We start from the raw sequence: 21,002 nt of genomic DNA, 5'->3' as shown, positions 1-21,002 counted from the left end.
CTATCTATTTGTCCGTCTATGTCATTCATATTTGGGGCCTTACAAAACAAAAAATTGTAGTGCTCTCCAAAGCTATTACCCTGTTTTTTGAGAGTGTAAACTTATTTTTTCAAAAAGATAAGTGTAAAATCATCTCTTAAATGAAAATCCTGCAGACGTTCAAAATGACGATAAACTAAGTCAACGGCTTCTTGTGCAGGCAAATGCATATACTTACGAATCACATCCAGCATTTCATCAGGCTCGATAAAACGATCGCCAACCCTACACTCGGTGACACCGTCCGTTAGTAAAACAACCATGTCCCCTACTTCCATCTGAATATCAAATTGCTCATAGGTCGCTGATTCTGAAACACCTAATACAATTCCTTTAGTTTTGATCTCATGAAATTCATCACTTTTTGCACAATAATAAAATCCCGGCTCATGTCCTGCTGATGAGAATTGTAATAAGCCGGACTCCGGATTAAGTAAACCATAGAACATAGTGATAAACATACTTGTATCTACATTTCTTTCCACTACGCGATTTAAATTCTCTAAAATAACATCAGGAGTTCTTAATGAATCTGGAAAACTGTCCAACGAATACTTTATCATAGACATTGCTAATGCTGCTGGGACTCCCTTTCCGATCACATCTGCAATAGCAATTCCTAAATTTTTTGATGAGTCTATAACGAAGTGATGATAGTCACCGTTCATTTGATGTGCTGGTACACTAATCGCACCAATATCGAAACCTGAAATTTCAGGTTTTGTCGTGGACAATAAAGTATCCTGCATATTCGCTGCTACGGAGAGTTCTGATTCAATTTCCCCTTGCTTTTCTCTTAATGACTGAAATTCCTGATATGCTAAACCGTAAGAAATCATCGTCTCTAATAAAAAGTTCATGGAGAGATCGATTTCCTTAGGTAAATTAGGATATAACTCTTGTAATGCCTGAATATGCACATTAATAATTTCTTCCGGGGATATATTTTGTTGAATCGATAATTTACTAAATTGATCTGCTTGATATAGAGACGTTTCGTCCTCTGAATCAATATATTTTTTTAATAAACTTCGGTAATTTTTAACATCTAAGGGTTCCATATCAATACCTCCTAACTGTGTTAGCTACTAAATTCTTTGGTCAAAAAATATTATTGTAATTATAGGAGTATTATGAAAACAAGTTTTTATCAAAATTGCTTCATTTCTATTGACTAACGAACCCATTTTATCGTTGTGATTGTCGTACCGCTCTCCGGTTCTGACACAATATCAAAATAATCCATTAATCTTTTGACCCCAGGTAAACCAGCACCAAGTCCTCCAGAAGTTGAGTAACCGTCTTCCATCACTTTACTTAGGTCAGCTATACCAGGACCTTGATCTGAAGCAATAATTTTCAATCCTTTTTTATTCAAATCCTCTTCTATTTCAAAAGTTACGGCACCTTTGTCCGCATACAAATAAATATTCCGAGCTAATTCAGATATCGCTGTAGCAATTCTCGCTTGATCAACTGTACCAAATCCCATTTCTTTTGCTAATTCTCTCCCCATTTGCCTTGCACCCACGATATCCCATTCTTTATTAATTTGTACTTGTGATTTTGTTTTCATTCTCACTCCTCCAGTTCCTGGCGAAGTTTAATCAGGCCTTGTTCCAGATCAAGTGCAGTTGGAACGTTTTGCATATGGATACCTAAATCGATCAAGGTCATCGCAACGGCAGGCTGAATACCAGTTAACACCACTTTTGCGCCCATTAAATCGGACATTGATACAACGTCACCTAGTACTTTTGCAATAAAGGAATCGATAATATCAACAGAGGTTAAATCGATGACCACTCCTGATGAGCCACTTTTGTGAATCTTACTGAGCAAGTCTTCTTGAAAATCAATTGCCGTTTGATCATCGAGATCGATTTGGATGGATACCAATAAATAATTGTGTAATTTGAGTATCGGTATTCTCATTTAAAAGCACCTCCTTATTTTAGTGAATCAAGCATTTTCGTAATATCTTCATCTTTTGCATCATTTAGATCTACTATTTCCCTATTGGTTATAGTTAGAGCTTTCTTAAATCCTTTACGCAATGAACTCTTTGTTGGGAATTTACTTAAGTCAATACCGAGATTTACAATTGTCTGTGCAATTTCAGGACGAATCCCCACTAAAATACAGGTAGAGCCTATTAAACGAACCGCTTCTGCAGCTTGAATGATATGATGTGCTACCATCGTGTCCACAACAGGAACTCCCGTAATATCTATCAAAACTACTTCTGAATTATGTTTCATTACACCTTCTAATAGATTTTCCATTATTAACTTCGCTCGTTCTGTGTCAATCGTTCCTATTAAAGGCATTACTGTAATATTATCCATTACTGGGATAAGTGGTGCAGATAATTCTTGTAAGGCCAAACGTTGTAAGGAAACGGTATGTTCCCAACTTCCCGAATATTGATTGACTAGTTGATTTATAATCGGTTCAACCCAATCTTCTACAATTTTTAAGATGCGCGAAAATTCATACGTATCTACTTTGTCTGATTGACTTAAAATAAATTCTATCGTCACTCGTCTAAATGTTTGCAAACCATCTGTTATGTAGCTTAATGGCCAACCTAAATTAATCAGACGCTCTGCAAAGTCGTCCATTTCAGCTGTATCACCACGACGGTTAATACTCGAAAAAATGACATTGATAAACTCTTGATTGGTAGAGTGATATAAAGCATCAGAAATATTTGACGTATAATCAGATTTTCTCTTCTCTGTTACTTCGTCTAACCAACTCTTTGAAATCACATCACTATTTTCTACTACAATTCTTCTTAATGCTTCTGGCATTTTTTCAACCTCCGCTATATTTTCTAGTCACTAAATGTTAGTTTACAATATAATAATTTTACAATAAAACATTACATATTACGATAAAAAAATATTTTCCAATAGGAAAATGTCGTTTTTTGCAATTTATATAAAAAAATGCAAGGATGCTTTTTCGTGGGCAAATCTATAAAAATAACCTTGCCTTTTATTAAAAAGCAAGGTTATTTTTAAGATAAAGCATTAGAAATCAGTTAACCCTAAGCTAATTTCCAGCCCTTTATCTATCAATTCCATCATGTTACTGTCTAAATGTGTTATCTTATCGGTTAACCTTTGTTTATCAATTGTACGAATCTGTTCTAATAAAATAACTGAGTTGCGTTCAAACCCATATTTCTCAGCATCTATTTCAACGTGTGTTGGTAATTTTGCTTTCTGGATTTGAGCTGTTATAGCTGCGACAATAACAGTGGGACTAAAACGATTTCCAATATCGTTTTGCAGAACTAATACAGGACGCACACCGCCCTGTTCGGATCCCACAACAGGGGAAAGATCGGCGAAGTATACGTCGCCTCTTTTAACAATCAAAACCTACACCCCACTCACTAAGCGCTCAAGGGTGGTTTCAGCCTCCTCTTCCGCTTGAAAAGCTTCTGAAGCAATATTCAAATTGATTTTTGCCATCTCCATATAACCTCTTTGCATCGATTCCTGGATATGACGTTTCTTTGTTTCACGCAGATACGTTTTTGTAGCCTGGCAAATAAAATCACTTAAGTTACTATCTTCACTTTTCATCAAGCCATCCACCTCATTCAGTAGGTTTCTAGGTAATCTCACGGCAACTTCCTGTAAGTCTTCAGACAAAACCATACACCTCCACCAACATTGACAAGCCTATAATGATAATCCAATACAATCATACCATTCTCAAACAGGCATTGCAAAGGGGTTTTTGATAATTTATCATATTTTTCTACATTATTTCCTCATTATTACCAGTTGTTTACAGTTTTATGTTTCTGGTAACGAAGAATTAACACTCAATTTAATGTATTTTTGATTTTTAGAATGATATTGTCAAACTTAAAATCCTTAGCAGTTTTATATTCCTACTTTTTATTAGGAAGTTACACCACGGTAAATTCGAGGTACTCGATAACTAATCATACAAGCAATCTCATAATTGATAGTATCTAACTTATCTGCCCATTCATCCATCTCCACAACCTCGTTCTGTTGGGAACCGATTAAAGTTACTTTATCGCCTGTTTTCGCCGGTTTATTGAGACGTACCATTAATTGATCCATACAAATCCGTCCGACTATTTCACAACGATCACCATTCACTAATACTTCTGTTCCTTGCAAGGCTCTACGAATTCCATCAGCATAACCTAAAGGAACTGTACCTATCCATTCTTCTTCTTTCGACTTATACGTTGCACCGTAACTAATAGGGGTACCTGCCTCCACCTTTTTCACATGAATGAGTCGACTGTGCAAGGATAATGCTGGCTTTAGATCGATCGGTTTCTCCTTTTTTACCACCGGCGACGGATAAAGTCCATACATACTAATTCCAAACCGAACGAAATCAAACATTTTCTCAGGAAAACGCATGCTTGCTGCACTGTTTCCGGTATGCAATAAAATTTCATGACGCTTCCATGCCTTTTTGAAAGTAGTCCACAATCGCTCAAATTGATTAAACTGTTCTGTAAGCTGTCCTTGGTCTTCTTCATCTGCTGTAGCAAAATGGGTAAAAATTGCTTCTAGATACACATTCGCATGTGAAAATAGAGGCATTATTTCTAATAATTCCTTTTCGGTTCGAACTCCGATGCGCCCCATCCCTGTATCCCACTTAAGATGTACCTTTACGGGGTTTGACAACGACAATTTCTGCACATCTTCTAACCATTTCTTTTGATAACAAGTGACCGTAATATCATATTCAACCGCTACTACAACATCCTCTGGTCGTATCCACCCCATTACAAGTATAGGTGCTGTAATACCTGCCTTTCTCAGGCGTAACGCTTCATCCAAGACGGCCACTGCAAGCCTTGCAGCTCCTCCTTCTAAGGCTGCTTGTGCAACCTCCACATCTCCATGCCCATACCCATTTGCCTTCACTACTGCGTATACTTCTGTATGATTTTTCAATTTATTTTTTATTTGTCCTATATTATATATAATATGATCTAAATTCACTTCTACCCAAGAATCACGGTAAAATTTATCATCCATGTTCATACTCCCTCACCTCTTCAAATCCATCTACTCCATCCATTCATTATAAACCATACTACAAAAATAACCCATAGTACAAAAAAAGCAAATTGCAATAAATAATGTAGTGGTCATTATGACAGTAAATATGAGCGTAACAACCGCTTCGGCTTGTCCACTTCGCTTTCCGAAGAGTATGCTAATCCCTCAGGAGTCGAAGTGGACGCCTGCGCTAATTTGGTATTCTACAACGCTTATCATAAGGAGGCTTATTGGTATTTCTGTCATTTGATAAATTCATTATTTGGAGTAAAAGCTCAAAATGCAACCTGTCGAAGTAAATGTAAAACCAATATATTAGCGGAGGCCGCCTACTTTCACTCCTGTGGTAACTTTTTACCTGAATATCCAATTTTTCAAGCGATCTTTGCTTGGAAAAGTTAGCTGAAGGGAAAAAACCACTGCATAGAAAACACTACGAAAGCTTGCTTGAGTAGATGTTGCACTTGTGCCCGTGGTAAAAGGGAAGTGGGCAGCCGGAGCGGGTATTAAGCACTTAAAAACTTTCAAAATTACCACTATAGTTTTACTAATTAGCTCCTTACACCATTCAGTCAATGTTCTACAACGCAAAAAAGCAGACTTCTGAATCAAGTCTGCTTTTTCTGTTATTTCATTGCTTGTTCTGTTGAGAGAGATTGTGCTACTTCTTTCATTTCTTCCTTCGTTAATTGCTCGCTAGCTAAATAATAATCGACACCTTGATAATGCCACTCTAATGAACTATTCGTTTGGGCACCCATTGTAAATCCTAAATCTACAGGTTCACCGTTGACCATTTCAGGCGATGCAGTGCTTGTCGGGTATACATCCATTGTTTCTTGAACAATCGTAAAATTCTTATTTCCCTCATAGGACAACATCACTCGTTTTCCAGTGTCCGTCTCCATTTGATCCTCTTCCACTAATTCGGCACCAAACAATTCGGACGGATACAAAACCGTTAACTGTTTTGGCAAATCTTCTTGCGCCATTACCGGTACACCGAAAATACTACTTGTCATATTGGTTTCCATGTCAAATGTATTTTCAGGAAGCTCTGGATCAATCTCAAATGCTGTATATTCTACCTCTACCATAACATTCTTATCATGATCCATCACTTGTACTAATGCAGGAGCATACGTTTTCTTATCAAAATAAATCGTTTGATACGGTAGATTGCTATTACTTTCATAACTTGTCTTCGTTTCAAACACGAAATAATTATCAGTGGTAGTAAATGTAGCATCACTGTCATCCGCAAGATCTTGAATTAAAGATTGAAATAAATAAGGCTGACTATTATTGTTTGGCCATTCGCTTTGAAATTTAAAACTTTTATTTAATGCTGGTGTTAACACAAAAACACCTTCGTCATTCCGTAAGATGATTTGACTGCTTTCTTCATCCTGATCATTTTTTAGTAATACTCGGTAATAATCTTTTTTCTTATGTGCAACTTCAATTCGATAGATTTGATCTTCATTTCCTGTCTTTAAAGTCATCATTGCCTGAGATTGATAGGCACTCATATTTTCAGCATTACTTTCTAATTTTTCTACTACATCTTCTTTCGACTTTTCACCACAAGCTGACAAAACAAAAATCAAAAAAACACTTAGTAAAATAACTGTATATTTTTTCATCGCGACATCTCTCCTTTGTCTCATATGACTGGACAAAGGGAACACGATCACACGTTAAGACAATGTACGAAATACTTGCGATAGCCCTTCAATCACATCGGTAGCTAATAAATCGATTTCGGTATGTTGTTTTAGATCAATTAATAAGTCAGCCGCCATGCCATGAATATAAGATCCATTCGCTAATGCTTCCAGAATAGATGGATGTTGCATGATCATCGTTAGCAAAATCCCAGACAACACATCACCTGTTCCACCTTTTGCAAGCCCCGGATTACCTTGATTACTTACCATTTGCGTCCCGTTCGGAGTGGTTATAATGGTATTTTTACCTTTTAAGACAATATATAAGTTATGTTTGATCGCAAATTGTTTAGAAACTTCAAAGGGTGCTTTTTTGATTTCAGAAACAGGCAAATTCGACAACATCGCCATTTCACCATAATGTGGTGTGATGATGAGGTTTGCTCGTTTCTCTGCTTTTTGATCTAAAAAGGTTTTCAGGTGATATAAGCCATCTGCATCAATTACTACCGGCTTGTCTAAGTTCTCGATAAGTGAGGAAAGCAGCTCAGACTTAGCTCTCCCCATTCCCATTCCTACCGCGATAGCATCAAATTGATCAAAAGCTTTTAAATCCTTATCAGATAGTCGATCGATTAAATTCGGTAATACGTGATAAGTGGCTTCGACACAGCCATTAGCGATGATCGATATATTTTCTTTTAATGTGGCAACTGTGATTAAACCCGCTCCAGAACGAAGTGCAGCTCTACTAGATAACAATACCGATCCAGGCATTGTTGGTTGGGCACCAATGATCACTCCTCTTCCATTAGAACCTTTATGAGCATACGTTCCTCTGTTCGGAAAAGAGGCTTGCACATCTGATGTCGTCCTCCATCTTCTCGAGGCAACATCCAAATAGGCTGAAGTGGGGATCCCGATTTTCACTATATCCCAGTTTCCGTAATAGTTACTGGTAGGTTCACAAAAGGTAGATACTTTTGGCGCCTCAATAATATACGTTTGATCTGCCTTAACTGCAATATCCACATCTTCTCCATCATTTGCAGGTAAACCACTTGGAATATCTACTGAAATTCTTGTCAGATCTAATTGATTTATTACCTCGATCATACCCCGAATTGGTTCGCGGATTTCGCCTGATACACCAATTCCCAGAATAGCATCTACCACGAGGTGATAGGCTATTAATCTATCCTTCAATTGATTGGACTCTGTCACAAGCTCGAGCTTGTCTGATTGATTCAGCCACAACTCTTTATGATAGGCAGCATCACCTTTAATTTTCTCATCAGCCACCAATTGAAAAAGAGTTACATCAAAGCCATAATCCACTAAATACCTGGCGATAACAAAGCCATCTCCCCCATTATTACCACTACCAACAACAATCGCTATCCTTTGGTTTATATCATAAGCTTTTTTTATTTGGTGCGCTACTTGTGATCCGGCATTTTCCATTAATAACTTCCCAGCTATACCCCCTTTTTCTATCGCATAACGATCTATTTCGTACATTTCTTCCGCGGTTACGATGTACATCTTGTTCCCTCCTACCCGCACTAAAATAGTATGAGACAACCTCTCTTAATATGCAGATTCGCTTTCAATTATTACTTGAGCAACTGCATACTGCTGACTATGAGAGATTGATATAAAGCATTTTTCATTTTTTAAAACTTTTGTTTTCAAGACAGGAGCACCTGCATAATTGTTGGTAATTTCTATATCGACAAAACGTAATTTCCCAATTCCAGTGCCCCACGCTTTTGAAAAAGCCTCTTTTGCAGCAAACCTTCCTGCTACATACTCTATTTTTCTTTGAGGTGCAGTTAATTTATGTAAACTTTCTTTTTCTGTTTCCGTCAACAAACGATCCAGCATTTTGGGATGTCGTTCCAGTATTTCTTTTATTCGATCTAATTCCACTATATCAATACCTATTCCCTTTATCATGTAATCAACTCCCATTAATAAAAAGTATATCTTAACTTTCACCATAATTGAAACGGATACTTTTACTGTCCTTCTATATTTGTCTTATGCTAAACTATAACCAATTAACATTTAAAGGGAGAATCTTATGTTTATACGAACTGAAAGCTTTAAAGATTTCCTGCAATTTTATCCGCTTGTATCAATTATAGTTGCCGTACAAATTGGTATCTGGCTCCTGACGGCTTTAATACCTGATTTATACGAAGTGATTTATTCGTTAGGAATTGGATGGAATTTAGGTATTAGCCGAGGAGAATACTGGCGTCTGGTTACACCTATTTTCTTACATGCAGGGATAGGGCATATTGTATTTAATTCCTTTGCCTTAGTATTATTTGCCCCCGCTTTGGAACAAATGCTAGGCAAAATAAGATTTTTAGTTGTTTATTTTTTTGCAGGAATTACAGCAAATATTTTAACCTATATTGTCGAACCTGATCCTATGTATACACATGTTGGTGCATCTGGTGCTATATTTGGCTTGTTCGGGTTATATTTATTTATGGTATTTTTTGAGAAACGCTTAATTGATCCACAAAACGCTAAATTAATCCTTATTATTTCTGTGATAAGTTTGGTTATGACGTTTTTCAGAGGAAATATTAATATCGCTGGTCATTTGTTTGGTTTTATTGCTGGCTTCGCACTTGGACCTGTACTGTTAAAAAATGTCGAACCTTTTTCACCATGGAAAAATAAACGGCGAAAAAAAACATATGATAACAATATCGGATTTGACCCCAATCGTTGGAATAAAAAAAGGTATCGTTATAAGCCTTATTTAAGACCGATCATATTAGGAGCATTTATTATCCTGGTTTTACTTGGCTTACTATCTAACTTTTTTTAATGAAATGGAGGAAAGAAAATGATTGCAGTATGGTTATTTACACTATCCGCAGTAGTTGCTGGTTTAGGAATTTTATTTGCATTTAAACGATTGATGAGAGGTTTAAACTATCGAATCAAACGGAATGAATTTCATTATAAAGGTTTACAAAAAGACCAAATTCGTTTTTTTATTCAAATTGCTTTAATTGAAGCTATCCCAATTTTTTTAATTATACTAGGTTTCACGTTTATGGGAGAAACGGATACCTCGATTATCTCATTAATATTTCCATTACTAATAATACTTTCTGTAATTATCTATAGTTTGATGCAAATCCAAAAATCTAAAGCAGAAGTAATGGCAGAAGCAGATAAATTAAATCCTCAGGAACAAAGTTATGTAAGGTCACTATCTTTAATTGGATATATGACCATCCTGGGCATCCCAATCCTAGCAATCGTCGCGATATTTTTAATTTAGTGATTATTTCGTATAAGGGCCTTGGACAGAAAACACGAGTGATGAAGTGAGCGGTGTTGCGCAATCTACGGAAACTGCGACATAGCCTCGTGGTAATTTTGACATGATGTAAGTGTGTAGTATCCGCTCCGGCTTGGCCACTCCCCTTTCCATGGGGTTTTTCCTTCAGCTAACTTTTCCAAGCAAAAACCGCTTGAAAAAGTGGATCTTCAGGAAAAACGAGTCCCATAGGAGTTGGAGTGGCCGCCTACGCTCAATGAGATTCTACAACGTTTACCAACGCTAATATTTTGGTTAATTATTAATAACAATTGCTACAATAATAGTGTTTAAAGCCAATATGAATACTCTTACTTAAGTTGTCGAGTATGTCAAAGCGCAGGCGTCCGTTTTCACTCCTGCGGGATATTTTATCCTAAGATCCACTTTTCAAGCGAACTTTGCTTAAAAAGTTAGCTTAGGGTAAAAACCCGCGTAAAGGGAAACGGACAAGCCGAAGCGGTTGTAAAGCACATATAAAATCTCAAAATTACCACTTAAATTATGTTGTGGTTTTTATCTACTAAGCATAAAAATCCAAACGATATCGTTATCGTTTGGATTTTTAATTATAAAATATTTCTATCTCAGACGCTTTGTTTTTTATCTATTGCCTTTGTTGTTACGTTTGTTTTGGAATTTGCGGTTTCTACCGCCTTGTGGTTTTCCTTTGCGGCCATATCCACCACCACGTTTATCATTTCTGAATTTACCATTATTGCCTTTTCCGCCTTTTTTCACACTAACCGGTTGAACAGAAGAAAGTGTCACAGGTGTGAGTCTTCTTTCTTTCGTCAACATTTTTAATGCTGCTGCCACAACAGTTGCGGAATCATATTCATCTAAAATTTCGCTAGCTGTCTCACGATAATCCTGCAATTCTTTTTTCTCAATTGTCTTAATTAGTTTCTGTACGGTCAGTTGTTGTTGTCCACGCTTAGCTTCATCATAGCTTGGCGCAGTCATTCGTTTCATCTTACTTTTCGTTACTTTTTCAATTAAATGTAAGTGAGGTACTTCCCTAGGTGTAATAAAGGAAATAGCTTCACCAGTTTTCCCAGCACGCCCTGTACGTCCAATACGGTGTACATAGCTTTCTGGATCTTGTGGGATATCAAAATTATATACATGGGTTACTCCCGAAATATCTAATCCACGTGCTGCAACATCTGTTGCGACTAGAATTTCAATACGTCCATTTTTGAATTGTTTCAAAACCGAACTACGTTTTCCTTGTGTTAAATCCCCGTGAATACCTTCGGCACGGAAACCACGTGCTTGTAATCCATCGGTTAATTCATCCACTCTTTTTTTCGTACGACCAAAAATAATAGCCAATTCAGGTACATGAATGTCCATTAAATTCGTCAATGTATCGAATTTTTGTTTTTCATGTACTTCTACAAAGAATTGATCGATATTGGATACCGTCATTTCCTTTGATTTCACTTTTACTTCTTCCGGGTTTTTCATAAGTGTTGCTGCAATATCTCGAATTTCTTTTGGCATGGTTGCAGAGAAAAGCAATGTTTGGCGATCCTCTGGAATAGCTTTTAAGATATCACGGATATCATCAATAAAGCCCATATTTAACATTTCGTCTGCTTCATCCAATACCGCTGTGTGTACATTATCGACACGTATTGTTCGACGGCGTAAATGGTCCAACAAACGACCAGGTGTTGCCACAACAATATGTGGCCCATCCTTTAAAGCTCTAATTTGACGCTCCATATGTTGTCCACCATATACCGGAAGTGTACGTAACCCTTTGAATTTTGCCAACTTATGCATTTCTTCAGATACTTGAATTGCTAGTTCTCTTGTCGGTGCAACAATTAACCCTTGTATTTTACGCTCTTTTGGGTTAATTTTCTCGATCATAGGAATACCAAATGCTGCAGTCTTACCTGTACCTGTTTGGGCTTGACCAATAACGTCTTTCCCTTCCATACCCAATGGAATAGTTTGTGCTTGAATCGGAGTTGCTTCTTCAAACCCCATTTTTTCTAATGCCTTCATGATTGTCGCTGAAATACTTAACTGATTAAAATTTGTCACTATTAACTTCTACTCCTTTTTGCTATATAAATCTCATCTATTATCATTTTTTCGTCGTTATTATCAGTGTATCCAAGTTTCATTATTTACATAAAAAAATTATGTGTAAAAGATAGGATAAGCTATCTGTTAAATATGGCGTTATCGTAGAAATCTTGATCTGTAAACTAAGATACATACGAATAACAATGAAAAAAGCCTTCCTCCATAGTCGGAAGAGGCTTGTAAATGACCACTCAATGGATTATTACATCATAACACACTCTTCCACATTATTCTATATAATATTTCATATCGTTTCAAACAATTTAATTTGTTTCTATAGTTATTATTATGATTTAATCAAATAATTGTTATACTAAGGAAAACGATTGAAGAAAATTCTTAATGTAGGTGATAATGACGTGAGTAAACAATATATCCCATATATAGCAATCCTCATCGGAGTCCTATCCGTTTCTACAGCAGCCGTTTTAGTTAAGCTGGCTGGAGACGTACCATCCGCAGTAACAGCTAATTACCGTTTGCTTTTTGCAAGCCTATTGTTACTTCCATATGTATGGTTTAAGAAAAGAGACGAATTAAAAAGGCTTGCGGGTAGAGAATGGGTTCTTACTATCATAGCTGGAATTAGTCTAGCCATACACTTTATTGTTTGGTTTGAATCCTTTCAGTATACCTCTGTAGCTAGTTCCGTCGTGATCGTCACACTTCAGCCTATTTTTGCTTTTCTTGGAACCTATTTTTTCTTTCATGAAAAATTTTCAGCTGGGACGATTATTAGTATGTTAATTGCGATATTTGGAAGTATCATTATCGCGTGGGGAGACTTCCAAATTGCAAACGAAGCGCTTTATGGGGATTTTCTTGCATTTTTAGGCGCAATCTTCATAACCATTTATTTTTTACTTGGCCAAGGTGTGCGGACAAAAATTTCTGTGATGAGTTATACCTTTATTGCTTATGGTATAGGGGCAATCGTGATCATCTTTTATAATTTATTAATGGATTATTCACTAGTGGGTTACCAACCAAATCAATGGATAATTTTTATAGCTTTAGCCATCGTACCTACAATTTTAGGCCTTAACCTTTTAAATTGGTCCTTGAAATGGGTAAGTACCTCTGTCATTTCCATGGGTATCCTGTTTGAGCCGATCGGTGCTTCGATATTAGCCTTTTTTATTCTTGATGAATGGATTACTTGGTCCCAATGGCTTGGGGGCATGATTGTCATTTTTGGCCTATTACTATTCATCGCCAGCACCAGAAGAACAAGAAGGATGAAAATAACAATCGACCACAGTTAATAAATTGAGCTTTTGACAATTAAATTAATGATTCTCTTAACGGGATATGTGGTGTTGTAGACGGGATAAAGTGATCGCTTGACAGGATATGTCATAATATCCTGTCAAGCAAATGAGTTATCCCGTTAAGCGAGGCAGTTATCCCGTGAAGAGTGCTATTAAGAGATTAAGTGATAAGGACACAGAACAATTAGGTATTTGGTACAGCATTTGCTTTTGTTAAAAATTGATAGACTGCATCGATCACAACATCTTTATCTTCTCCCAGACATATTAAATGTTTGGAATCATGATAATATATAATTTCTGCTTCAACAGGTATTTCTTTATCAAGATAGTGGGCAGATTTATAAGGTACCATTCCATCCTGGATGCCTTGTGCAATAAAAACAGGACAATAGATATCTTTTAAATAAGGTTTTGTGAATTTCATGCATTTTAAAAATTCTCTTGTTGCCTTTATGGGTACAGACCCGTATTTTCTAATATAATGATTATATAACGGATCGTCTTTCAACTTTTTACGTACTGCTTTCTGAGCAAAATTAAATAAATCCAACGTAATCCTCGGTATACTTATGTACTTCCGTGATGTAGATAACAATACTAACTTTGCACATGTATACTTTGCAGCTAAATAGGACGCAATCATTCCACCCATTGAAAAACCAATCAAATAAATATTTTCCTGTTGATGTTGCTTTTTTAATTTTAAGTAGGCTTGTTCAGCTTCATCGATCCAATCTTTGTAGGTAACCTCTAATAAATCCAAATCTCTCCCGTCATCACCCAGGCCATGTCCCGGTAAATTTGGTGTTACCACATGCCAATCTGTTTCTTCTTTCAAATGTATTGCTAGTGGTTCTACTTCATAAGGCCCCCCCGTAAATCCATGAATAATCAGACATGCAGTCATAGCTGTTTGCCCCCCTATTGTATTTATTGCTCTCTCTTTATATTACCTTTTTCTTCACAAACTACACCTATTTACAAATAGAAATCCTTGCCTATTCCGACAAGGAGAAGAGATTCTTATTTTTGAAAGACTTTTAAAAAATTGCCTACATTTTTAACCAATGGTGAGACTTGTTGATACGTATTAGCTAACTGGTTTACAGTTTGAAAAACCTTATCCAAATCCATTTCACCATTTTTATTTTGGAAATAATGTAACATCGGATTATTCTGTTTGCCAAAATTGGAGGGATTAGTAGTTTGAAAACCTTCATAAGGATTAGGTACAACTGGCTTTTTATAATACTGGAATGGCGTCATTGGCAAAGGTGATGTGTATGTCGGTGGTTGATATGGAAACATTTCTTGCGGATAAGGATAGGGATTATTCTGGTAGCCATAATATCTGTGATCCATTTTCTTCCTCCTCTACACAAAGTAAGACATATCCATTAATTAGTGTCCGATTGTCTCAAGTAGATTCAATGCTTATCGTCGAATCTTGAAGTGCGATTATTACGGACGATTACGCCGTGATAAAGTTTTATCTACGATTAGCCTATGCAAAAAGGAGGAAATGGTAACTTAGACTCTCAATAATTTTTCTATTTTTTTCTGTTGAAAACCAAGTACTTGATAATATTCATCGATAATGAGTGCAGGTGTGATATATATATTCTGAGTATGTAATTCATATAAATAATCTTTATTATCTGTCGTATTTTTAATAGAGAAATGAATTTTCATTTTATTTAGAAATTCGATTAATTGCGTAGCTTCTGAACAATTGTCACTAATATAAAGTTCTATTTGTTTTTTCATGAGTAAACCTCCTACAAATTAACCTATTGTAGTATTTTATACCCATTCCAAACAACTTACAAACATTTTCACTTATTCTTTCATGGAAAAATCATCTGCATACATGCCCATTTTCTTTAATAGCTGTATCGCTTCTCTTTTCTCTGTATCATTTAACCCTGCTGTTATAGCCTCAATTTGCTTCCAATGCTCCGGGAAAATATCATTTAATAATTCCTGCCCACTTTCTGTTATAGATGCATATGTTATCCTTCTATCATTTGGACAAGGTGTCCTTTTGACAAGTTCTTTTTTCTCTAATTTATCAACAACATATGTAATGCTTCCGCTCGCCAATAAAATCTTATCCCCGATTTTCTGTAATGGCTGTTCCCCTTGATGATATAATAATTCCATTACTCCAAAATCAGTTGTATTTAAGCCATGATTCCTTATATCTTTCGCCACTTGATCTGCTACAGAACGATATGCCTTTGATAGCACGACAAATAACTTTAAGGAAGGATCTTGTTTCTTGTTTAAATAGTGATCTCTTTCCTGATCCATTTCTTCCACCCTCTTCTCCAATAAATTATGTATGAAACGTATTATAGGCAATCAATAGGTGCTAGTCAATTAATAATGGAAAATTATGTTTTTTTATAATCCAATACGCAATGATTACCACTAAAACGATCATAACAATAGGATAATATATGCAAACGGCTAAAGATAAATAGGTTATAATATCCATTACTTGTTCGAAGGGTTTAGGAGTATACCACTTTTGATTTAAACGTTGTACCCGCTCTTCTACTTTCCTATCCAATAAAAAGAATAGAGACACATACACGAAAGCTAATTGAGCTAGTAATAACAGACTCAAACCCTTCACACTCACCATCACAATTGTTATGACAACTAACACTACAATACTGAGCCACTTTACTATTTGCCAAAACGATTTTGTCAACGTCCCCATATTCCAGGGCAGGCTATGTATCAACTTATCTTTAAATATCTCGCCAAAATAACTGACCATCATTTGAACAAACATAAATATGGATAACGAGATACCGATCCCTTGCAGTAATGGGCCTCGCAAACTTAGAATAACGATGCAAGCTATGATAGCAAATGCAAGATTTCCAAGTCCCTCAATCTCTTGCCGAATACTGCGCAACCATAATTTGCGCATAAGAATGCTTGGTTCTAGATATGGAAAAGGTAACCTTGCTTTTTTTGATTGAAAAAGGGTTTGTACAAAATATTGATTTCGTGGTTTTTTCACCTGATCCATTCTGCTCATCCGATTAATAAAAAACATATTCCATTCTTTTTCATCACTTTTTTCAATAACCTTTCCCCAGTTGACACCTCTTAACTTTCTTTGCCACATCCAGCCATTAAGAAAGAGCAACAAGAGTATAAAAACGATTAGAAAGATAGAGGTATCGTCGAAATATAAAAATAAAATACGAATAATCCCTAAAAAGAAAATACCAGAAAGGTAGATAAATAATTTCCGAAAGCCTTCAATCTGGAAAAAAAACCATTGAGGCAAAACAGTTAATAAAGAAACTGCCATAATCAAAAGATACCATTTTAATATAAACAGGTTGGTTAACGGTGTAATAAGAAAGATGAAAAGAATTATAGCAGAGATGACTACAAACCGGTTGCAATGTGCTCTAAAATACTGATACCGCCATATACTATGTATTTGAAAAGGCAGCGATGTTAATTTCCACTCCGCACTTGTGACTTTTATCCCTGGTAAGTGAAAAGATTGTATAAGCATTCCAAATACTAGACCAAAAAGCATTAACGGCAAAAATGGATCGACGATTTTCTGATATTCTAAAACGAAAGGTTCCATCTGTTTCAACACATCATATAAAATAAAGAATAGCATAAAAAGAAAGAATCCCGTATAAATTGTCGTCGTCCAGTCAAAGGCAACACCAAAAGCTAGTTTATATAATTTTTGTTTCTTGCGTGATCGCCCTTTACGAATAAATCTCATCATTTTAATCGTATCGTTCATGTGACGTTTCTCCTTGATAAAGATCGAAATTCCTTTATGGAACCTTCTTCTTCCACCTTTCCTTTATGAAGCATAATATAGGAATCTGCCATTTCCTCCATTTTTTCAAGTTGATGTGATGTTAATAAGATACTAGTCCCTTTGTTTGCCTTTTCTAGCAGAATCTCTTGTAAATCTTGTGAAGCATAAATATCTAAACCCATAAATGGTTCATCAATTAGCAAAAGTGGAACATCTGGAAGTAGAGCACAAATCGTTTGTACCTTTTGCCGCATTCCTTTTGACAATGATTCAGGATATTCATTCATTTTATCTGCAATTTCAAATTGCTCTGCTAACCGTTTAGCCCGAGCTGTGAACGTGTCTTCATCCAGTTGATAGCTTTGCCCATATAATTGAAAGTGTTGCATCGTCGTTAATTCTGGTAATAAAAACGGTTCCTCTGGAATATAGGACAATTGCTTCTTAAAGTTAATAAAAGACTGGTCTTGATTCACCTGGTTTAGTATAACCGAACCGTCTTTTTTCTCCTGCCATCCCATTATGGTTTTCATAACGGTAGATTTCCCTGCACCATTATGACCAATGAGCCCTACTACACTTCCTTTTGATACATTAAAATTGATATTGTCTAAAATTGTTTCTTTACCTATCTCAACCGTTAATTGCTTTACCTCTAACATGACACAGTACTCCTCTCTCTATATATACTATACGAAAATTGTTAAGAAAAGGTTTCACAAAACGGTAAAGTGAGACTAGAATAAGACTTTCTTTTTAATATCTGTTACGATTCTTCTTGCTCTTTTTTTTCGGCGGCCTCTTCTTTTTTATCTGCTGCTTTTTCCTTCTTTTCTGCAGCTTCTTTTTTCTCTTCAGCTGCTTCCTTCTTTTCTTGTGAAGCTTCCTTCATCAATTCATACCGTTGACGTTGACGATAACCGTAAGTACCAGATAAAACAACCTCTTCTTTTTCTAAACTTGAACCAACCGCACCAATAATGGTTGAAAAGCTCGTTGCCATCCAGGCGATGATAAAATAACTACTAATATCTACAGGTTTTTTTATTTGCGACTCCAACATCTCCATAGGTATTAATAAGGTTACTGCTGACAAAAAACAAACAAATAAAAACAAATAGTATAAGATTACAGCTGTAAGTAACGTTAGAAGTGTAGTAGTATTATATAATCTGCGTGAATAATCACTAAACTCCTCATTTGGTTTTTCCCACAGTTTATGTGCGACAATAATCCAAGTAACTAAGGAAGTAATAGCCCCTAATGATACAATGATCATCCGACTAATATCATAACTATGGCTTAACATCCAAAGGGTTGGGAATATTAAGGCATAAACACCAGTTGTAAATGCTATAATTAGTATTTTCATAAAAGAAGGAAACAGAAGCCATGGTCGGTTTGCTCTCACCATTCCTGTTATCATCCTTATGCTCCCTCTTATTCTTGATTTCACAGTAAAGCGCAACCCGATATTGGATTCATCTTTATCCGTAATTTCTTTCAAAATAGGGGAAAAACGTCCGAATTGCAATTTCCTTTTTATTTTATTATCGGCAGAAGGTTCCGTCAGTTGTTGATTATCTCCATACATTTCTAAAACTAATTGTAAAATAGACTCTCTTATCCGTTTTTTCAACGGGAAAGCACCCAGTCCTGGAATACTAACCATTGAAACCTGTTTTTCTTTATTGGCCGAAGCAACAACTAAGTCTTTACTTTTAAATAGAGGGAGATCGGTGAGACAAACAGCGAAATCCCAGCCCTTTTCTTTTTTTTTGTCATACAAAGAATCGATCACGTCTTTTGACTCTTCTGTTAAACCTGTTAATGGATCTGCCAAAAATTCTACCTTCCATTTCGTATTATGATCGATAGAATCATTTAATGTATTCGGAAGGGTCTTCTTCAATTTTTGTTCCATCGGCTCCGTATACCATGGAGGAGTCACTAAGCCTAAGATGTACTCATTTTCCTTCATACGTCCTATGTCTCTCCTTTCAAACAGTCAAGCTAATAAGAAAAGCGCAGAGCGCCCGCTTAGGAACGTAGCGACTTCAGAATCAACTGAGATAAAGGAATCACGGTGAGCTTGCGAGCCGATGATGACTTATCGTATGGCGATTTCGTGAAGTCGACTAGTTTCTAGCGCTCGGAGCTAGACATGACGCCGCCTATATACTTTCTTTACTAATAAAATAAACGGCAATACTCACGCTGCCTTTCTGATAGGTAACGTTAACAATCATTGGGTGCCAAAAGTCCCCCAATGTTTGAGATCTTCTTTATTAATTCACCTAAAATTTTGAATAACTATAAATAGATTCCCCTTTATTGTAAAAGGAAACCATTTTTATTTTAATTTTTGCTTATCTTGCTACAATAAAATACCCGGTATTTTTCGAAGCTGATTCATCAATCCTACAAGCCTCCCTATCCCACTAAAAAGGAAAGTTCCAAATTCAAACAAAAAAGATGTTTTATTTACTTAATTTCAGAGAATATTGTGAGTAGCATCTTTGAATAAAAAGATACTACTCATGGTTTCGCTGTGGCGTCAGTTAAACAACAAAGAAACAGGAGGAAAAATAATGAGTGATGAAAAACGATTCAAGACAGGAGAAAAGGCCCCACATGCTGGGATTTATAAAGTTGAGGAACTAACAGATGGATATCAGAGTGAAGATTTTTATAATGACACTATTATCAAGTTAGCCGAAGGAGAAACATTCCCATCCTCACCTGCCGAAAATAAAAGTGCCTGGTGGATCGAAGTTAATCAAGAGCTTGAGAACGAATAACTATAACAGATGAATTGTTTACGCAGCAAATAATCCTATTGTGCATAAATGAAGGAGGTTGGATAATGATAGCTGAGGATGGGTCACATTTATTAACAAAAGAATTACTGGAAAATACAACACATCTTCCTGCATGGTTATATAACGAGTATCAGACATTTGAGAAAATTGTAACGAACCCTACTTTTCCTTGTTTTTTTGGCATGACTGGCCAACGTAAGGGCGAGTTAAGGTATGCATATATTTCACACGCAGATTGGAGTACACTACCAAAAGCTGTGGAGCAATTTTTGAAATTGTTTAACTCCCCTGAAGCAAAAAGACATGGATTATTTATTTTCGTAGAACCTGAAAACGAAGAGAAATCGATTGAATATTATCGCTCTTATTTTTGGAATGTTTTACAATATCTCCATGCTAATGATTCTGTGCCATGGCCTCATGGAGCACCTAAAGATCCTGAACATTATTTATGGGATTTTCATTTTGGTGGTGAACCTATCTTCGCCTTTGGTAATGCGCCAGCATATAAACAAAGAAAAACAAGAAATTTAGGAAATAGTCTTATTATTGGATTCCAGCCACGTAAAATTTTCAAAGGATTGGAAGGCACCGAAAAAGGCGGGATAATGTCAAGAGAAAAAGTAAGAGCAAGAGTGGAAAAGTGGGATAACTTACCTAAACATCCAGATATAAGCCACTTTGGAGACCCAACTCATAACGAATGGAAGCAATTTTTTATAGGAGATGATATCCAACCAATAAAAGGCTCATGCCCCTTTCATCATAAAGAGTCCAATTAATTCAGCAATTACGAACCGCAAGAAGGATCAAAGTCTCACCCGATCCTTTTTGTGGTAATTTTGAC

The 21,002-nt window shown here is 36.1% G+C and carries 23 protein-coding genes; 5 read left to right on the top strand and 18 right to left on the bottom strand.

Going from position 1 to position 21,002, the window contains the following annotated elements; all coding sequences use genetic code 11:
• Positions 1-101 precede the first annotated feature (101 nt).
• From BUC25_RS16380 to acpS, 10 genes are all read right to left on the bottom strand, one after another.
• On the bottom strand, positions 102-1,100 hold the full coding sequence (locus BUC25_RS16380) for a PP2C family protein-serine/threonine phosphatase (protein WP_073202963.1): 999 nt from the start codon (positions 1,098-1,100) through the stop codon (positions 102-104).
• Between the two features lie 113 nt (positions 1,101-1,213).
• Positions 1,214-1,615, bottom strand: coding sequence for an anti-sigma regulatory factor (locus tag BUC25_RS16375; protein WP_073202962.1), 402 nt, complete (start codon positions 1,613-1,615; stop codon positions 1,214-1,216).
• A gap of 2 nt (positions 1,616-1,617) precedes the next feature.
• Positions 1,618-1,974 carry an STAS domain-containing protein gene (locus BUC25_RS16370; RefSeq protein WP_058305775.1) on the bottom strand — a complete coding sequence of 119 codons (357 nt, stop codon included), beginning with the start codon at positions 1,972-1,974 and terminating at the stop codon, positions 1,618-1,620.
• A gap of 14 nt (positions 1,975-1,988) precedes the next feature.
• Complete coding sequence (locus BUC25_RS16365) at positions 1,989-2,855, bottom strand: RsbT co-antagonist protein RsbRA (RefSeq protein WP_073202961.1); 867 nt, start codon at positions 2,853-2,855, stop codon at positions 1,989-1,991.
• A gap of 222 nt (positions 2,856-3,077) precedes the next feature.
• Complete coding sequence (locus BUC25_RS16360; RefSeq protein WP_073202960.1) at positions 3,078-3,428, bottom strand: type II toxin-antitoxin system PemK/MazF family toxin; 351 nt, start codon at positions 3,426-3,428, stop codon at positions 3,078-3,080.
• A 3-nt stretch (positions 3,429-3,431) separates the two neighbouring features.
• Positions 3,432-3,713 carry a CopG family ribbon-helix-helix protein gene (locus tag BUC25_RS16355; protein WP_058305778.1) on the bottom strand — a complete coding sequence of 94 codons (282 nt, stop codon included), beginning with the start codon at positions 3,711-3,713 and terminating at the stop codon, positions 3,432-3,434.
• A gap of 249 nt (positions 3,714-3,962) precedes the next feature.
• A complete protein-coding gene (gene alr, locus BUC25_RS16350) occupies positions 3,963-5,093 on the bottom strand; it encodes an alanine racemase (RefSeq protein WP_073202982.1) in 1,131 nt (376 codons plus the stop codon).
• A gap of 650 nt (positions 5,094-5,743) precedes the next feature.
• On the bottom strand, positions 5,744-6,763 hold the full coding sequence (locus tag BUC25_RS16345) for a LolA family protein (RefSeq protein WP_073202959.1): 1,020 nt from the start codon (positions 6,761-6,763) through the stop codon (positions 5,744-5,746).
• Positions 6,764-6,817: 54 nt separating this feature from the next.
• Entirely contained in the window at positions 6,818-8,332 is a 1,515-nt protein-coding gene (locus tag BUC25_RS16340; RefSeq protein ID WP_073202958.1) for a bifunctional ADP-dependent NAD(P)H-hydrate dehydratase/NAD(P)H-hydrate epimerase, read from the bottom strand.
• Between the two features lie 45 nt (positions 8,333-8,377).
• A complete protein-coding gene (gene acpS / locus BUC25_RS16335; protein ID WP_073202957.1) occupies positions 8,378-8,746 on the bottom strand; it encodes a holo-ACP synthase in 369 nt (122 codons plus the stop codon).
• A 127-nt stretch (positions 8,747-8,873) separates the two neighbouring features.
• Here acpS and BUC25_RS16330 point away from each other — a divergent pair, with 127 nt between their 5' ends.
• Both BUC25_RS16330 and BUC25_RS16325 read left to right on the top strand, forming a co-directional pair.
• The gene (locus BUC25_RS16330; protein WP_073202956.1) at positions 8,874-9,638 is read left to right on the top strand and encodes a rhomboid family intramembrane serine protease; all 765 of its coding nucleotides are present in this window, start codon (positions 8,874-8,876) and stop codon (positions 9,636-9,638) included.
• Between the two features lie 18 nt (positions 9,639-9,656).
• The gene (locus BUC25_RS16325; RefSeq protein ID WP_073202955.1) at positions 9,657-10,100 is read left to right on the top strand and encodes a hypothetical protein; all 444 of its coding nucleotides are present in this window, start codon (positions 9,657-9,659) and stop codon (positions 10,098-10,100) included.
• Positions 10,101-10,742: 642 nt separating this feature from the next.
• Here the strand turns inward: BUC25_RS16325 and cshA are convergent.
• Positions 10,743-12,200, bottom strand: a complete 1,458-nt coding sequence (gene cshA, locus BUC25_RS16320) for a degradosome RNA helicase CshA (RefSeq protein WP_073202954.1) — start codon at positions 12,198-12,200, stop codon at positions 10,743-10,745.
• Positions 12,201-12,604: 404 nt separating this feature from the next.
• Between cshA and BUC25_RS16315 the strand changes: the two genes are divergently transcribed.
• The gene (locus tag BUC25_RS16315; protein ID WP_073202953.1) at positions 12,605-13,510 is read left to right on the top strand and encodes a DMT family transporter; all 906 of its coding nucleotides are present in this window, start codon (positions 12,605-12,607) and stop codon (positions 13,508-13,510) included.
• Positions 13,511-13,700: 190 nt separating this feature from the next.
• Here BUC25_RS16315 and BUC25_RS16310 read toward each other — a convergent pair whose 3' ends face one another.
• From BUC25_RS16310 to BUC25_RS16280, 7 genes are all read right to left on the bottom strand, one after another.
• Entirely contained in the window at positions 13,701-14,426 is a 726-nt protein-coding gene (locus BUC25_RS16310; RefSeq protein WP_073202952.1) for an alpha/beta hydrolase, read from the bottom strand.
• Between the two features lie 116 nt (positions 14,427-14,542).
• Positions 14,543-14,881: a YppG family protein gene (locus tag BUC25_RS16305; RefSeq protein WP_073202951.1), complete on the bottom strand. Its 339-nt coding sequence runs from the start codon at positions 14,879-14,881 to the stop codon at positions 14,543-14,545.
• Between the two features lie 168 nt (positions 14,882-15,049).
• Positions 15,050-15,286, bottom strand: a complete 237-nt coding sequence (locus tag BUC25_RS16300) for a thioredoxin family protein (RefSeq protein ID WP_073202950.1) — start codon at positions 15,284-15,286, stop codon at positions 15,050-15,052.
• A gap of 72 nt (positions 15,287-15,358) precedes the next feature.
• Positions 15,359-15,832: a MarR family winged helix-turn-helix transcriptional regulator gene (locus BUC25_RS16295; RefSeq protein WP_073202981.1), complete on the bottom strand. Its 474-nt coding sequence runs from the start codon at positions 15,830-15,832 to the stop codon at positions 15,359-15,361.
• A 61-nt stretch (positions 15,833-15,893) separates the two neighbouring features.
• The gene (locus BUC25_RS16290) at positions 15,894-17,312 is read right to left on the bottom strand and encodes a hypothetical protein (RefSeq protein ID WP_073202949.1); all 1,419 of its coding nucleotides are present in this window, start codon (positions 17,310-17,312) and stop codon (positions 15,894-15,896) included.
• Positions 17,309-17,995, bottom strand: coding sequence for an ABC transporter ATP-binding protein (locus tag BUC25_RS16285; protein ID WP_073202948.1), 687 nt, complete (start codon positions 17,993-17,995; stop codon positions 17,309-17,311). Before BUC25_RS16285 ends, BUC25_RS16290 begins: the two co-directional genes overlap by 4 nt.
• A gap of 104 nt (positions 17,996-18,099) precedes the next feature.
• Positions 18,100-19,314 carry a hypothetical protein gene (locus BUC25_RS16280; RefSeq protein WP_073202947.1) on the bottom strand — a complete coding sequence of 405 codons (1,215 nt, stop codon included), beginning with the start codon at positions 19,312-19,314 and terminating at the stop codon, positions 18,100-18,102.
• 610 nt (positions 19,315-19,924) lie between these two features.
• On the opposite strand from BUC25_RS16280, the gene BUC25_RS16275 reads away from it, so the two are divergent.
• Positions 19,925-20,134 (top strand): YjzC family protein, encoded by a 210-nt coding sequence (locus BUC25_RS16275; RefSeq protein WP_073202946.1) that lies wholly within the window; start codon positions 19,925-19,927, stop codon positions 20,132-20,134.
• Between the two features lie 65 nt (positions 20,135-20,199).
• Positions 20,200-20,937: a YqcI/YcgG family protein gene (locus BUC25_RS16270; RefSeq protein ID WP_073202945.1), complete on the top strand. Its 738-nt coding sequence runs from the start codon at positions 20,200-20,202 to the stop codon at positions 20,935-20,937.
• Positions 20,938-21,002: the final 65 nt, after the last annotated feature.

Source organism: Gracilibacillus kekensis, from assembly GCF_900143085.1.
Taxonomy (GTDB): Bacteria; Bacillota; Bacilli; order Bacillales; family Amphibacillaceae; genus Gracilibacillus; species Gracilibacillus kekensis.
This window is presented reverse-complemented; position numbering and strand designations above follow the sequence as displayed.